The following is a 15228-nucleotide window of genomic DNA, read 5'->3' as shown; positions in this document are numbered from 1 at the left end:
AATAATGAAAGTAATTATAAATATCACACTAAAAAACGGGGTTTTAGATCCTCAAGGCAAAGCCATAGAAAAGGCTTTGCATTCTTTAGATTTTAATAACATATCAAATGTTAAAACCTCAAAACAAATTAGTTTTGATATAGCTTGTGATAATAAAGAAGAAGCTTTAAAACATGTTGATTTAATGTGTAAAGAATTGCTTGCAAATATTGTGATAGAAGATTATGAGATAATATTATGAAAGTAGCTATTATTCGTTTTCCCGGAACTAATTGCGAGTTTGATACAGCTTATGCTTTTGAAAAACTAGGTGTAAAAACTGAAATCATTTGGCATGAAAGACAAGATTTTAGCGCAGATTTAATTGTTTTACCAGGTGGATTTTCTTATGGAGATTATTTAAGATGTGCAGCCATTGCAAAACTTGCTCCTGCTATGAAAACACTTAAAGAACATGTACAAAAAGGTAGATATGTCCTAGGTATTTGCAATGGTTTTCAAATTTTATTAGAACTTGGTCTTTTAAAGGGAGCTATGAAACATAATAATAGCTTAAGTTTTATTTCTAAAATGCAAGCATTGCAAGTAGTATCAAACAATAATGCTTTTTTGAAAAATTTCCAAAAAAATGACATTATAGAATTGCCTATTGCTCATGGAGAAGGAAATTATTTTAATAGCGAAGATGGTATTAAAATGCTAGAAGATAAAGATATGATTTTATTAAGATATATCAATAATCCAAATGGATCTTTAAACGATATAGCTGGAATTTGTGATGAGAATAAAAAAGTTTTTGGACTTATGCCACACCCTGAAAGAATGTGTGATGATATACTTGGCTCAAAAGTAGGACTTAAAATGTTTGAAGGATTTTTAAATTGCTAAAAACCTTCAAAGTTTTTTGTGTTTTTTTACTAGCGTTTAATTTATATGCTCAAGAAAATAGCGTTTTTGAAGATTATAACACCCTAGAAAAAAATTACAATCAATTAGACGATCAAGCTAAGCAAATATATCAAACTATCGCTCCAAGTGATGAGAGTAACTATGAAAGTAAAATCAATGATGAAAATTTTATTCCTCAAGGTTCTTTAGTATTAAATGCAAAAGAATACACTGATGAGGCTTACATAGATGAAGCTTTTGCTATAGATCTTGAGGTTATCACCACAACTAATGTAAGTTTTGATTTAAATATGAGCTTTGAAAAAAATGACGATATGCTTTGGATTAATCCTAATCCTATTTGGGAGCAAAAGGCTAATTCATATCACACAAAATTATGGTTTGAAGCAAAAAGTTTAAATGCTAATTTAAATAAAATCATCGTTTCTTTAAGCAGAAATGATCATATTTTTCAAAGCTCATCACTAATTATAAAACCTATTAGACTTAAAAAAATCGACGCTCCTTCTAACAAATACTCACACATAGTTGCAAGTAATTTAGAAGTAAAACAAGTAAAAGCAAGCCATTTTGACAATGATAATATGATTTTATTTATAGAACTTGCAGGAGAAAACACAAACCTAGCAAGTTTTAATATAAAAGATATTCAAAAACAAGGCGTAGAGGCTATTAAAGGTGATTTTGAAAAACAAAGTGGGTTTTATTATGCTATTTTAGATAAAAGCAAAACACGCTTTGATTTTTCTTATTTTAATTTAAATTCTAAAGAATTAAAAGATTTTTCTTTAAAAATAGAACTTAAAGAAGATAGCATAAGCACGCAAAGTGATTTAAATCCAAAAACTAATGACTTTAATTTTTACAAACAAGTATTTTTGTGGAGCTTGTGTGGTATTTTTGCTTTATGGTTTGTATTTAAGAAAAGCTATGTAGCTTTAGGCTTAGCAATTTTGGCTCTAATAGCAAGTTTTTTAGCCCAAAATAACATATACAAAGCCATATTAAAGGCTGAAAGCAAAGTGCAAATTTTACCAACTCTTAACTCAACTCATTTTTATTCTGGAAAATATAACCAAGAAGTAGAAGTGTTAGATTCAAGAGATGAATATAAAAAAATTTTATTTAATAATGGAAAAATAGGCTGGGTAAAAAGTGAAGATTTATCAAAGATTTAAAGCTTTAGTATTTTGGATTGAATTTATTTTATCTATTATATTTTTATGCATTGCCTTTTTATTATTGCAATCACAAGAAAAAATTTGGAAAATCAGAAAAGCATGGTCAAAACTGCAAAAATATATAATAAATTATAAAATCCAAACTCAAGGTTCTATACACCCTCAAGCTAATTTACTTTTAATCAATCACCAAAGCTTGTTAGATATAGTTGTTTTGGAAGATTTATGTCCAAAAAATATATCTTGGATAGCAAAAAAAGAACTTGGTGAACTCCCCGTTTTTAAAACTTTGATTAAAAAACCTAAAATTATTTGTATAGATAGAAGTCCAAAAGGTCTAGTAAAACTTCTAAAAGAAGCTAAAGAAAGACTAAAAGAAGATAGAATTTTGGCTATTTTTCCAGAAGGTACAAGATCTAAAACGCAAAAACTTTTAAAATTTAAAGTTGGAGCTAAAATTTTAAGTGAAAAACTTAATCTAAAAGTCCAACCTGTGGTAATTGTTGATTCAGCTAAAATTTTAGACACACAAAACTTTAGTGCAAAAAGTGGTGTTTTAAAAGTAGTATTTCTTGATCTTGTTGATATAAGTAAAGATGATTGGCTTGAGCAAACTAGAGAAAAAATGCAAACAATCTTAGATAATGAAAGGTCAAAAGCTTGATTAGTACGGTTTTGGCTGTAGGTTTTGGTGGCTTTTTAGGGGCTGTATCTAGAATGCTTACTAGTAGCTTTTTTAATAAAATCATTCCACATGATTTTCCCTATGGTACTTTACTTGTTAATATCATAGGATCTTTTTTAATGGGCTTGTTTTTTTCTTATGCAAACTCTAAAGGTGTGCATATTTTTACTAAAAGTTTAATTAGCACAGGTTTTTTAAGTGCTTTTACGACTTTTTCAACTTTTTCTTATGAAAATTTGCTATTTTTGCAAAGTGGTGATTATTTTCACTTTTTTCTAAATATTATTTTAAATGTTATCCTTTGTCTTTTGGCAGTATGGATTGGTTTTTTAATTTTTAAATAAAGGAGATATAAATGCAATTTCAAACTGAAGTTAATCAACTTTTACAACTTATGATTCATTCTTTGTATTCAAACAAAGAAATTTTTTTAAGAGAGCTTATTTCTAACGCAAGCGATGCACTTGATAAACTTAGTTATCTAAGCGTGAGTGATGATGCTTATAAAAATTTAAAATTTGAACCAAAAATTCAAATCAACTTCAATCAAGAAGCAAAAACCCTAACCATAAGTGATAATGGTATAGGTATGAATAAAGAAGATTTGATCAATCATCTTGGAACCATTGCTAAAAGTGGTACAAAAAGCTTTTTAGAAAACTTAAGTGGTGATGCCAAAAAAGACTCTCAACTTATAGGACAATTTGGTGTAGGCTTTTACTCTGCTTTTATGGTGGCTTCTAAAATAGAAGTTTTAAGCAAAAAAGCATTAGATGATAAAGCTTATCTTTGGACTTCTGATGCTAGTGGTTATGAAATAGAAGATGCAAATAAAGATGAGCAAGGCACTTGCATAACCTTACATTTAAAAGATGAAGAATTTTTAAACTCATACCGCATTGAAAGTATAGTAGAAAAATACTCAAACCACATACAATTTCCTATTTTTATGGAAAAAGAAGAATATTTGCCATTAGAAGAAGGTGAAAAAGAACCTAAAAAAGAATTAAAAAACACTCAAATTAACACAGCAAGTGCTTTATGGAGACAAAATAAAGCAAGCTTAAAAGCTGAAGATTATGAAAGATTTTATGAGCAAAACTTTCATGACTCAAACAAACCTATGCTTTATATCCACACAAAAGCTGAAGGTTCTATAGAATATAATTCTTTATTCTTTATACCTGCACAAGCTCCATTTGATTTATATAGAGTAGATTATAAAAGTGGTTTAAAACTTTATGTTAAAAGAGTTTTTATCAGCGATGATGATAAAGAATTATTACCAACTTATTTAAGATTTGTACGCGGGATTATTGATGTAGAAGATTTACCGCTTAATGTAAGTCGTGAAATTTTACAAGAAAATAAAATTTTAAAAAGCGTTCAAGAAGCAAGTGTTAAAAAAATCTTAGCTGAACTTAAAAAATTCAAAGAAAAAGATAAAGAAAACTATCTTAAATTCCATGAGAATTTTGGAAAAGTTTTAAAAGAAGGTTTATATGGTTTTGGCGAAAATAAAGACGCTATAGCTAAGCTTTTATACTTTAAAAACTCAAATAAAGAAGAATTAATTGATCTTGAAGAGTATAAACAAAACTTAGCTGAAGGACAAAATGAAATTTTTTATATTAGTGGAAAAAATGAAAAACTTTTAAGAAATTCTCCTCTTCTTGAAAGTTATAAACAAAAAAATATCAATGTTTTATTGTTTGATGAGGAAATTGATACCATAGTTATGCCTATGATGAATGAATTTGAAGGCTTAAAATTTAGTGCTATCAATCATCTAGCTAGTGAAGAAACTAGCGAAGAACAAAAGGCTGAATTTGCAAGCTTACTCATCAAAATAAAAGAAGTTTTAAAAGATGAAGTTGAAGAGGTAAAACTTAGCCAAAGACTTTCAAATAGTCCAAGTTGTATTGTTTATGATCAAAATAAACCTGATTTTGCTATGCAACAAATTCTTAAACAAATGGGACAAGAACAACAAGTTAAACCTATACTTGAAATCAATCCTAATCATGAAATTTTAAAAGCCTTAAAAGAAAATGATACCTTAGCTAATGAAATGGCACATATTCTTTTAAATATGGCTAAACTTAGCGAAGGTATGGGTATAGATAACCCTAGTGAATTTAACAATACCTTAAGCAAAATCGTTTCTAAGGCTTTAGAAAAATGAAAAATATAGCTATTTCTAAAGATATTTTACACGAATTTTGCATTATAGATGTAAGAACTCCTAGCGAATGGAAAAGCGGGGTTATAAAAGAAGCTATACTCATCGCACTTTGCGATGATAATGGCTTTATGAATGAAAATTTCATCCAAGAGTTTAAAGAAAAAGTAGATTATCAAAATAAAAACATAGCTTTTGTATGTGCTACAGGCTCAAGAAGCAAACACACTGCTATGATGATAGAAGATACTCTAGGTATAGAATGCACTAATTTAGATGGTGGCATGGTAGCACTTTTATCGCAAGGTTATGAAGCAACAAAAGAAGGTTGATTATGAAAAAAATATTTTTATCTTTGGCACTTTGTGCTAGTTTTGTTTTAGCAGAAGTTAAAAATATCGATATTAACGCAGGAATTTTAGAAAATTATCAAGTAATTGATGTTAGAAAACCTAGCGAATGGGCGCAAACTGGTACTATAAAAAATGCCATTAAAATTAGCTTTTACAATGAAGATGGTAGCTTAAATGAAAATTTCATCGAGGAAATTAAAAAGATTTCAAGTAGTAAACCTATCACTATAGTTTGTAGAAGTGGTTCAAGAAGCGCTAAAGCTTCTGCTTTACTAGATCAAAACGGTATAGAAGTTACTAATTTAAAAGGCGGTATGAACGCACTTTTATCACAAGGTTATAAAACCTCAAAGTAAGTCTAGCTAGACTTACTTTTTCTTTGGTCTAAATACAGAAATTACTTCTTCATTATTTTCAATATAAGCTCCACCTATTAAATCCACACAATAAGGTATAGCAGGAAATATAGGCTCAATGCATTCTCTTATAGCTTTTGGATTACCCGGTAAGTTAATAATCAATGATTTTCCTTTTATACCCGCGCTTTGTCTTGAAAGTATAGCTGTTGGTACATATTCTAAGCTTTTTGCACGCATTAACTCCCCAAAACCTGGAAGCATTTTATCGCACACTGCTTGTGTTGCTTCTGGTGTCACATCACGCAAAGCAGGCCCTGTACCCCCTGTAGTAAAAATCAAATCACATTTTACTTCATCAGCCAAATAAGCTAATTTTTCTATAATTAAATCATACTCATCAGGAATTAGCTCATAATAAAAGCTTTTTTCATTTTTTATATAAGAATCTAAAATTTTTTCTATCTCTACTCCGGATTTATCTTCATAAACTCCACTACTTGCTCTATCTGAAAGTACTAAAATTCCTATTTTTACCATTTTTACTCCATTATGATTTTTTCTACATCTTGTTTTTCTATTTTTTCATTTTCTAAAAGAATGCTAGCTAATCTCACAACTTTTTCTTTCATTAATTCTAAAAATTCTTTCACTTCTTGCTTTTGCTCTTGCAATAAACTCTCATTTGCCATAGCAAAAGTTTCCATGAAAGTAAGCAATTCTTTAACCTTTAAAAGATCGCTTTGTGCATTAGTATAGCTTTCATTAAAAATAAGCTCCATAGCAACTGAGCCTGCTAGAAAAACTTTTATTTTATTTAATAATTCTGATTTTGATTTGATAGTATTTTCATACTCTTTAAATCTATCTTCTATTAAGGTAATTTTTTCAAATTTAACATCAAAATAAAAAGCACACAAAGCTTTAGCTGCTTGGTATGTGGCTTGAATTTTTCTTTCCTTATCACTTAGAGAGAAAATCTTTTTTTTACCCATTAAAACTTTATTAAGCACTGCAAAAAAATCATTTTCTTCTATTAAATCTGATTTTCTTCTTATAGCATTAATAGCCGCTTCATTAACTAAAGTCTCTAAAGCTGCTCCACTAAAACCCACACTAGCTTTTGCAATTTTTTCTAAATCTACACTAGATTTTTTCTCTTTCATATAATTTTGTAAAATATGCATTCTATCTTTAAAATCAGGTAAAGATATAAAAATTCTTCTATCAAAACGACCTGACCTTAATAACGCATTATCCATAAGATCGATTTTATTTGTAGCGGCCATCACTATAACACCACTATTATCTTCAAATCCATCCATTTGAGTTAAAAGTTGATTTAGGGTATTATCTCTTTCTACATTAGAAAAATCCCCCCTACTTTTACCAACTGCGTCAATTTCATCTATAAAAATGATACTTGGAGCTTTTGATTTAGCTTTTAAAAAAAGCTCTCTTACTCTTTTTGCACCCATACCTACATAAATTTCTACAAAACTAGCCCCACTTTGATAAAAAAATGGCACCCCAGCCTCGCCTGCTACTGCTTTTGCTATCAAGGTTTTACCTACTCCAGGAGGGCCTACTAGTAAAACCCCTTTTGGCATTTTCACGCCAAAATCTTTATATTTTTGAGGATTTTTTAAAAAATCAACGATTTCTAAAAGCTCTACCTTAGCCTCATCAACCCCTGCTACATCTTTAAATTTAACTTCACTTACTACATCTTGTATAGTGTTATTTTGTTCATTTTTTTCTAAAATATTTTTTTCTAAAGAAAGTAAATTTTGTCTATCTTTATTTTTTTTATTAAGAAAGAGTAAAAAACTTATAAGAAAAGCAAGCAAAATAAATATGAAAAAAAACTCACTTAAATTATAATCTTTAGCATATTCTAAAGGAATTTTTTGCCACAAAGCATTTAAATCCACTACATCTTTAGCAATTAAAAAATTTCCTTCTTTGCTTTTTAATAATATTTCATTATTTTCTACTATGGCTTTTTGGATTAAATTTTGCTCTAAAAGCTCTTCATAAGCAGACTTGCTAATATAATCAGGTTGATTTTTTATAAACGCAACTATTACAAAAACACAAAGCAATAAAAATGAAGCTAAGATAATCTTTTTATTTTTCATCCCCTAACCTTACATAGTTACAATCTTCTTTGCATTCATATTTTTCAATATTTATCCATTGTTTAGCAATATCTTCTTTGCTTGTAATTTTGATTTTATTGAAAAATTGATCATAGCCTTCATAAAAACCATCTTTTTTACTCTCGACTAAAATTTCTAAAGTATTTTTTTGATTTTTTCTAAACTCATAATTATTTTGAGCAACTATATCTTTTAAAATATTTAATCTTTCTTTGGCTATTTCACCATTAATTCGTTCACTCATAGAAGCAGAATGCGTTCCATCACGCGGTGAGAAAATAAAAGCATGAATATGCGTAAGTTTAAATTGCTTGAAATTTTCTAAAGCTTCTTGCCATATTAACTCACTTTCTCCAGGATGTGCTACGATAAAGTCTGTTCCTAAAGCAAAACCTTTTTGACTTAACTCATTAAACAGTGCTAAATCATTTTGCGTATGCGATCTTCTACGCATTATGCGTAGCATTTTCTCATGAGTGTGTTGCAGGGCAATATGTAAATGCTTCTCAAGCCAAGGCTCATCTAAAATTTCTTTAAAACTCTCATCAATTTGAGCAGGCTCCAAACTCCCAAGTCTTACTCTTTTTATACCATTAACCTTACCTATTTCTTGTAATAATTTTCCAAGTGTAGTTTTATCTTTCAAACCATAACTTCCTATATTAGTACCCGTTAAAACCACTTCACTATAACCATTTTGTGCAAGAAGTTTGATTTGTTTTATTATTTCCTCACTTGGCATACTTCTTGATTTACCCCTAACACTTGGAATTATGCAATAACTACAAGCAAAGTCACATCCTTCTTGAATTTTTACAAAAGCTTTAGTGTGATTTTCATAATTACTTACGATTTTTGTATCAATAAAGCGTAAATTTCCAAGCTCATAAAAGGCTTTATCTTGCGAGATTAACTCGTTAATTTTATCTTTATTAGAAGCCCCTAAAACTCCAAAAATTTCTTTTTTATCAAAAAAATCCTTTCCCTTGCTTACAGCACCACAGCCTGTAAGTATAACCTTAACTCCATTTTTCTTTACACCATTAATATAGCTTCTAAGTCCACTATCAGCACCATTTGTAACAGTACAAGAATTTATCACTATCACATCAGCTTCTTGCTCATTTTGTGTAACAATATGATCTTTAATATAAGTTTTTAATAATTGCGTATCATAAATATTAGTTCTACAACCAAAAGTTTTAAAATATACCTTTTTTTTCAAATATCTTCCTTATTTTCTATAAATTCATGTTTTGCCATATATAAATTTTGCGATGGATAAGCTATTTTTATATCATCATGTTTATTAAATTCATTAATGATTTCTTTGCTTATATTACTTCTTAAAATCAAAGCCGCATAAGAATTTGTCATATACCAAGCAGAAATTCTCATACCATAACCTTCCAAAAATGTAAAAAACCTAGGCTCTACTTTAGGATTTCTAATGCTGTATTCATTTCTTAATTTACTCATAGATTCTTTTGCAATTTTTGTATAACCTTTAGAAGCTTTTATAACGATTTCTTCCACTATTTCTAAGGCTTTTTGATGATTTGAATCAAAAGTCAAAGTAATATCAAGTCCATCCCAAACTGTTTTCATGCCATGATGAGTATAATTTGATATAAGATTAGTAAATATAAAATTATTTGGTATAAAAATTATCCTACCACTTCTTCGATTATCTGTATAAGTTAGCAAAGAAATATCTTCATATAAGGTTATTCTTAAAAACGAAATATCAATTATATCACCAATATAATGCGTATTGTTTTGAAAAACTCTAACCCTATCGCCCACTCTAAAACTTCCACCAAAAACTATCACACACCAGCCAAGCATAGACATAAACATATCTTTCATAGCAATAGCCAAACCAGCAGAGGCAAAACCAAGCACAGTAACCAAATAGCTAATATTTTCAATATATCCAAAAAGTAAAATCAAAATAATCACATTGATATTAATAAAATTAATGATTTTATTTGCTGTATAAAAGCGATCATTATCGCCTATGTATTTTCTAGCTATAAATTTGAGTAAAAATGCTATGGCTACAACGATAATAATAGCCAAAACTATATTAAAAGCTCTTACACCTTGAATTTTAATAGAAGCTGTTGTTTTTTCAATTTCTTCTTGAATTTTTTTCTCATACACAGAATAAGAAATTTCTCCAAAACGCAAGGTTTGTGAAAAATCTCTCACCATTTGATTGGATATTTTTAAATACTCATCATGTTCTTTACTAGGGGCCAATTTAGCTATCTCAGCTACTAAAACATTTTCTTTTATAAGCTCATCTAAAGTTTGCTTAAAACTATTTAAGAGATTAACATATTCTTCTTTATCACGTCTTAGTTTTTTTATGTGTGAGTACGCTGAAATGATGGCTAAAGGATTAGTTAGTTTATCTATTTTATCAACTTCTTCGGGCGCTAAAACCATCTTGGAAAAATTTGCACTTTTATACTCACTTAAAAGCTCTAATCTTTCTTTTAAGATTAAAATTTGCCTTTCTATAATGCTTTTATTGCGCTCATTAGCCTTTAAGCTTTCTTTTTCTAAAGCTAAAATTTCATTTTGAGTTTTTCTGTAAATATTAAAATTATTATATTTAATCACCCAAGTATTATATGTTAAATTATTATGCAATTCATTGAGTTTTTGCTCTAAATGCTCTATATCATCTTGCGCTAAAAGCATCAAAAAAGGTAAAAATAAAAGTAAAAAAATCTTTTTCATGCAAACACCTCTAAAGTGCGTAAAATATCTTCTTTGTTTATATCATTTTTTATACAAGCTTTTCCCAAACCACAAGCTAAAACAAAACTAATCTTTTGAAAATGTGTCTTTTTATCTAAGAAAAAGGCATTATAAAACTCTTGTGTATTTGAAATTTTATAAGATATAGGTAATTTAAATTTCACAAGTAAATTTTGCACTCTTTGGCATTCTTTCTCACTTAATAATCCTAAATTTAATGCTAAAATATTTGCCATATTCATACCTATAGCCACAGCTTCACCATGTAAGTATTTTTTATATCCTGTTTGATTTTCTATAACATGAGCAAAAGTGTGTCCATAGTTTAAAAGCATTCTTAAACCACTTTCTTTTTCATCTTGCGAAACCACACTAACTTTAAGCTCTATGCTTTTTTGGATGATTTGAGCCAAGGTAATATCATCTAATTTAGCATTTAAAAATTTATCCTCATCTAAATTTTCTAAAAAAGATAAAATTGCTTCATCAAATACCACAGCCATTTTGATAAATTCAGCCATACCCGCAGCTAGTTCTCTTGAAGGCAACGTTTTTAAAAACTTACTCTCACAATACACCGCTTTTGGTTGATAAAAAGTACCTATTAAGTTTTTGCCAAATTTATTATTCACTCCAGTTTTACCACCCACACTTGCATCCACACAAGCTAGTAAAGTTGTGGGAATATTAATAAATTCTATCCCTCTTTGATATATACTTGCTACAAAACCACCCATATCAGAGATAACCCCGCCACCAAAACTTATAAGCAAGCTTTTTCTATCTAGCTTATAAGCACACATTTGATCTAAGATATATTCTATAGTTTGTAAATTTTTATACTCTTCACCATCTTTAATTTTTATGATAAAAAGCTCTTTAGCTTGAATTTTTTCCAAAAGCGTATCTAAATGCAACTTTGCTACTAATTCATTAGTTAAAATCACTACTTTAGTATCAAAATTTAACTTTTCTAGCTCATTTATATAGACATTATAACTTGTATTATTTTCTAAATTTACCTTAACTTGCATTGTTTTCTCACAACGATGGTATAAATAATTGATAATTTTTACTCATCTTATAATATATCGTATTTAAATCTGTTTTTAAAATTTTATTGAAATTACTTCCTAAAATTTTTTCATTAAATGGCACAAAATGCAATACATTTTGTTTATAAGAAAATTTATTGATAGGGTTATGTTCTTTTTCTTCTATTAAAAGTAATTTTTCATCATGGAGTTTTGAAAGGCTTTCAAAATATTGATGGTATTCAAAAATTTCAGCTTTATTTAGTTTTAAATCATAATAATACAAAGCAAGCCCTAGTTGGATTTGCTTATTTAAATCAAGCATAATAGAAGCAATACCTTCCACATCTTCAAAATTTGAGCTTAAAACCACCGATGATTTTAAGTCAGCAAAATCCCCTTTACCTGCTTTTAAAACAGGAATTTTTAAAGTAAAAAGAAAACTTTTTTCTTTTTCAAAAAGATAATCTTCCACTACAAGTAAACCTATACTAGTATTTTCCACAAAAGGTTTAATGTTTTTTACATTTGTATTTTCATAGTCAAATATCACCTCAGTGCTATTTTTATGCAAGGCTTTAAGTTTATAATACATAGGAGTTAAAGTAGGATTAATCACTTTAAAATAAAGCTTTTTACTATTAATCCTTACATGCAAAAGCAAACTTGCAAAAATAAGCTTTTCTATAGCAAACTCACTCATTTTTTTCATATCTATAATACAAAGTATATTATCACCAAAAGGCGATGGAAAGCGTCCTAAACTTGTTTTAACATTAGTAAAAACACTTTGTAAAACTTTAGGATCACCTACGATTAAAATACTATCATTTGGCATTAAAATAAGCCCAGGTCTTGCTAGGATAAATTCATTATTTCTATAAACCATTACAATTTTAAAGCGTTTTTGGCTAATAGAGCTTATATGTCTATAAGCAAAGCTTGATCCTGCAGGAATTTTTACCTCCATTATCTCACCTTGTCCAAGCCCTATAAATTGTGCCATAGAAGGCATATTATCTAAACAACCTGTTAATCTCGTGCTTAAAGTATCATAAATATTAATCACTTCACAAAAATTATCATCAATTTGACTATTCCACAAATCCATGATAACTATATTTAATCTTGAATGTAATTTTCTTAAATTTTTATAACAAGCTAGCATATCAGCTTCTTCTTGCATATAGATGATAGCTTGATGGAATTCTTCCTTTGATAAATTTTCTAGTTTAACCAAACTTGTAGGATCAAATTTATAAAAAGATATTTGTTCATTTTCTAAATCCAAATCCACACTTTCATCATTATAATAAACAACACTCAAAGACTCTTTAAAAGTTTTATTGCTATGAATTTTCCTTAAAAAATCTTTAGCAAAAATCCCATCAGCTAGTAATAAAATTTTATTCATTTACACCTCTAAAATATAAAATATAATTATAGCAAAGTTATAGTTTATAATTTAAAGTTTTTAATACTGGTTTTTGTTTTAAAAATACTTTTATCAAAAACATGCTTAACAAACTAGCAATTACTATGAAAATAATATATAACCACAAATATTCAGCATACATAAAATTAACGACAAAGGGTGTTAAAAAACCTAAAATCGCATAAGAGATATTATAAGCAAAAGAAAGACCACTTGATCTTAACTCTGTAGTAAAAATTTGAGTCATAAAAATAGGAGCAAAAGCTATAATGCCTTGCGCAAAACAAGCAAGTAAGTAAAATGATAAAAACCACTCATTATAAAAGCTAAAACTTACACCAAAAACTCCAAAAACCAAAGTGAAAATCAAGCAAATTCTAAAATGTCCTAAAAAATCCGCTAAATACCCTTGTGCTAAACTTCCTAGTATGATCATCACTATAGCCAAATTTTGATATGTCAAAGCAGTAGTTTTACTAACTCCTAATAGGCTTTCAAAATATTGTGGCAGTATCATTAAAGTAGCTACCCCACTTGTTAAAACCACGGTAAGTAAAGCGCATATTAACATACTTTTTTTATGTGTTTTTAAAGCTTGTAAAAGTGGAAAATTTAAAATTTTTTCTTTTTCTTTTATATTTTTAAAAGCTGGTGTTTCGTTAAGTTTTGTACGCAAAAATAAAGCTAATATGCCAAAAAATCCCCCTATAAAAAAAGGAATTCTCCAAGCAAAGCTTCTTACTTCTTCTTTATCAAAATACGCATATATACTTAAAGTCGCTAAATTTCCAAGTAATAAACCTAAAGTTAAAGTCGCTGAAATAAAACCAAGTGCCAAGCCAAGTCTTTTTTTGCCCACAAACTCACTCACAAAAACCCAAGCACCACTAACTTCAGCTCCTATGGCTAGTCCTTGAGCTATCCGTATGATAAAAAGCATAAAAGTAGCTAAAAGTCCTATGCTTTCATAAGTAGGTAAAAAGGCCAAAACAAAACTTGGCACGACCATTAAAAGCATACTGACATAAAAAACATTCTTACGCCCTTTAATATCTGCAAAATGTGCTAAAACAACAGCACCAAAAGGTCTAGCTAAATACCCTGCTCCAAAGGCTACATAGGTATAGATTAATGGCCAAAAATCATCATTTTGAGGAAAGAAAATTTTTGCAAAAACACTTGCAAAGAAGATAAATAAAACAAAATCATAAAATTCTAAAATACCACCTAAAGAAGCATAGATGGTATTTTTAAAGGCTTTTTGCATTATTAAATTTTGCCACCTTCGATTACTACATCATCAGCTTTTATATCATCGCTAAAAAATGGCTTTAAGGTTTCATCATAAGCTTTGTGAAAAAACTGCTCATTTTGTAATTTTATAATCAAATCATTGATAAATTTCAACATAGCCTCATCGCCTTTTTTTACAGCAGGAGCTATGACATCATGATTTCCAAGTTCTTTAATTACCACTTCAAAATTTGGATTTTCTTTAGCCCAAGCAAAAAGTAAAGCATTATCATGGCTTAGCGCATCGCCTCTTTTACCGATTAAAGCTGCAAAAGTTTCTGTGTTTTGATCAAATTTTATACTTTTAATTTCTGGCATATTTTTTGTAAAATACGCATCAGCTGTTGTGCCTTTATTTAAAATCAAAGTTTTGTTTTTTAAATCATCTATAGTTTTAATATCCGATCCCTTAGGAGCCACTACTCCAAGAGCAACTTTCATATAAGGCAATGCAAAATCCACCACAGCTTCTCTTTCTGGAGTTTTAGTAAAATTTGCTAAGATTAAATCTACTTTATTTGACTCTAAAAACTCCACCCTATTTGCTGCTTCAACTAAAACAAATTGTACTTTAGAATCATCACCCAAAAGTTCTTTTGCTATACGTTTAGCAAAACACACATCATAGCCTTGATTTTTCCCTTGAGCATCTAGATAACCAAATGGAGGTTTATCACCAAACACACCTATGCGGATAACACCTTGTTGTTTGATTTTCTCTATAGAGTTTTCATTAGAATTTGAATTTGAGCAGGCGCTAAAAAAAAGTGCCATTAAAAACGATAAAAGAAAAATCTTTTTCATATTTTTTCCTTAATGATTGAAATTTAAATTTTTTAAACCTTATATTAATTTTTTAAACAAAT

16 protein-coding genes are annotated in these 15228 nt (G+C 28.7%); 8 read left to right on the top strand and 8 right to left on the bottom strand.

Translation table 11 applies throughout. From position 1 onward, the window contains the following. Positions 1–4 precede the first annotated feature (4 nt). Genes purS through CAMP5118_RS01815 form a run of 8 tightly spaced genes read left to right on the top strand, consistent with a single transcriptional unit; the run spans position 5 to position 5666 of the window. Positions 5–241: a phosphoribosylformylglycinamidine synthase subunit PurS gene (purS, locus tag CAMP5118_RS01850; protein WP_337216466.1), complete on the top strand. Its 237-nt coding sequence runs from the start codon at positions 5–7 to the stop codon at positions 239–241. After that, positions 238–888 (top strand): phosphoribosylformylglycinamidine synthase I, encoded by a 651-nt coding sequence (gene purQ / locus CAMP5118_RS01845; RefSeq protein WP_337216465.1) that lies wholly within the window; start codon positions 238–240, stop codon positions 886–888. The genes purS and purQ overlap by 4 nt, the downstream gene beginning before the upstream one ends. Beyond that, positions 882–2087, top strand: a complete 1206-nt coding sequence (locus CAMP5118_RS01840; protein WP_337216464.1) for a hypothetical protein — start codon at positions 882–884, stop codon at positions 2085–2087. The genes purQ and CAMP5118_RS01840 overlap by 7 nt, the downstream gene beginning before the upstream one ends. Further along, the gene (locus tag CAMP5118_RS01835; RefSeq protein ID WP_263725356.1) at positions 2065–2754 is read left to right on the top strand and encodes a lysophospholipid acyltransferase family protein; all 690 of its coding nucleotides are present in this window, start codon (positions 2065–2067) and stop codon (positions 2752–2754) included. Before CAMP5118_RS01840 ends, CAMP5118_RS01835 begins: the two co-directional genes overlap by 23 nt. Next, a complete protein-coding gene (gene crcB / locus CAMP5118_RS01830; protein ID WP_337196854.1) occupies positions 2751–3119 on the top strand; it encodes a fluoride efflux transporter CrcB in 369 nt (122 codons plus the stop codon). Before CAMP5118_RS01835 ends, crcB begins: the two co-directional genes overlap by 4 nt. Positions 3120–3130: 11 nt before the next feature. Further along, positions 3131–4960: a molecular chaperone HtpG gene (htpG, locus tag CAMP5118_RS01825; RefSeq protein ID WP_337216463.1), complete on the top strand. Its 1830-nt coding sequence runs from the start codon at positions 3131–3133 to the stop codon at positions 4958–4960. After that, on the top strand, positions 4957–5289 hold the full coding sequence (locus CAMP5118_RS01820) for a rhodanese-like domain-containing protein (protein WP_257936695.1): 333 nt from the start codon (positions 4957–4959) through the stop codon (positions 5287–5289). Before htpG ends, CAMP5118_RS01820 begins: the two co-directional genes overlap by 4 nt. 2 nt (positions 5290–5291) lie before the next feature. Then, complete coding sequence (locus tag CAMP5118_RS01815) at positions 5292–5666, top strand: rhodanese-like domain-containing protein (RefSeq protein ID WP_337216462.1); 375 nt, start codon at positions 5292–5294, stop codon at positions 5664–5666. A gap of 12 nt (positions 5667–5678) precedes the next feature. Here the strand turns inward: CAMP5118_RS01815 and mog are convergent, their stop codons facing one another. The 8 genes from mog to CAMP5118_RS01775 are packed head-to-tail and all read right to left on the bottom strand — an operon-like array spanning position 5679 to position 15136. Further along, positions 5679–6206 (bottom strand): molybdopterin adenylyltransferase, encoded by a 528-nt coding sequence (gene mog / locus CAMP5118_RS01810; protein ID WP_039618174.1) that lies wholly within the window; start codon positions 6204–6206, stop codon positions 5679–5681. A 2-nt stretch (positions 6207–6208) separates the two neighbouring features. Beyond that, the gene (locus tag CAMP5118_RS01805) at positions 6209–7807 is read right to left on the bottom strand and encodes an AAA family ATPase (RefSeq protein ID WP_337216461.1); all 1599 of its coding nucleotides are present in this window, start codon (positions 7805–7807) and stop codon (positions 6209–6211) included. Beyond that, the gene (mtaB, locus tag CAMP5118_RS01800) at positions 7797–9053 is read right to left on the bottom strand and encodes a tRNA (N(6)-L-threonylcarbamoyladenosine(37)-C(2))-methylthiotransferase MtaB (RefSeq protein WP_337216460.1); all 1257 of its coding nucleotides are present in this window, start codon (positions 9051–9053) and stop codon (positions 7797–7799) included. The genes CAMP5118_RS01805 and mtaB overlap by 11 nt, the downstream gene beginning before the upstream one ends. After that, on the bottom strand, positions 9050–10579 hold the full coding sequence (locus CAMP5118_RS01795; protein ID WP_318530084.1) for a mechanosensitive ion channel family protein: 1530 nt from the start codon (positions 10577–10579) through the stop codon (positions 9050–9052). The genes mtaB and CAMP5118_RS01795 overlap by 4 nt, the downstream gene beginning before the upstream one ends. After that, positions 10576–11634: a 3-dehydroquinate synthase gene (aroB, locus tag CAMP5118_RS01790; RefSeq protein WP_337216459.1), complete on the bottom strand. Its 1059-nt coding sequence runs from the start codon at positions 11632–11634 to the stop codon at positions 10576–10578. The genes CAMP5118_RS01795 and aroB overlap by 4 nt, the downstream gene beginning before the upstream one ends. Positions 11635–11641: 7 nt before the next feature. Further along, positions 11642–13048 carry a COG3400 family protein gene (locus CAMP5118_RS01785; RefSeq protein ID WP_337216458.1) on the bottom strand — a complete coding sequence of 469 codons (1407 nt, stop codon included), beginning with the start codon at positions 13046–13048 and terminating at the stop codon, positions 11642–11644. A 37-nt stretch (positions 13049–13085) separates the two neighbouring features. Next, positions 13086–14336, bottom strand: a complete 1251-nt coding sequence (locus CAMP5118_RS01780; RefSeq protein ID WP_337216457.1) for an MFS transporter — start codon at positions 14334–14336, stop codon at positions 13086–13088. A 2-nt stretch (positions 14337–14338) separates the two neighbouring features. Next, a complete protein-coding gene (locus CAMP5118_RS01775; RefSeq protein ID WP_442863221.1) occupies positions 14339–15136 on the bottom strand; it encodes a cysteine ABC transporter substrate-binding protein in 798 nt (265 codons plus the stop codon). Positions 15137–15228: the final 92 nt, after the last annotated feature.

The organism is Campylobacter sp. LMG 7929, assembly GCF_024723595.1.
Lineage (GTDB): Bacteria > Campylobacterota > Campylobacteria > Campylobacterales > Campylobacteraceae > Campylobacter_D.
Note: the sequence above shows the minus strand (reverse complement) of the source record. Positions and strands in the feature narration are given on the sequence as shown.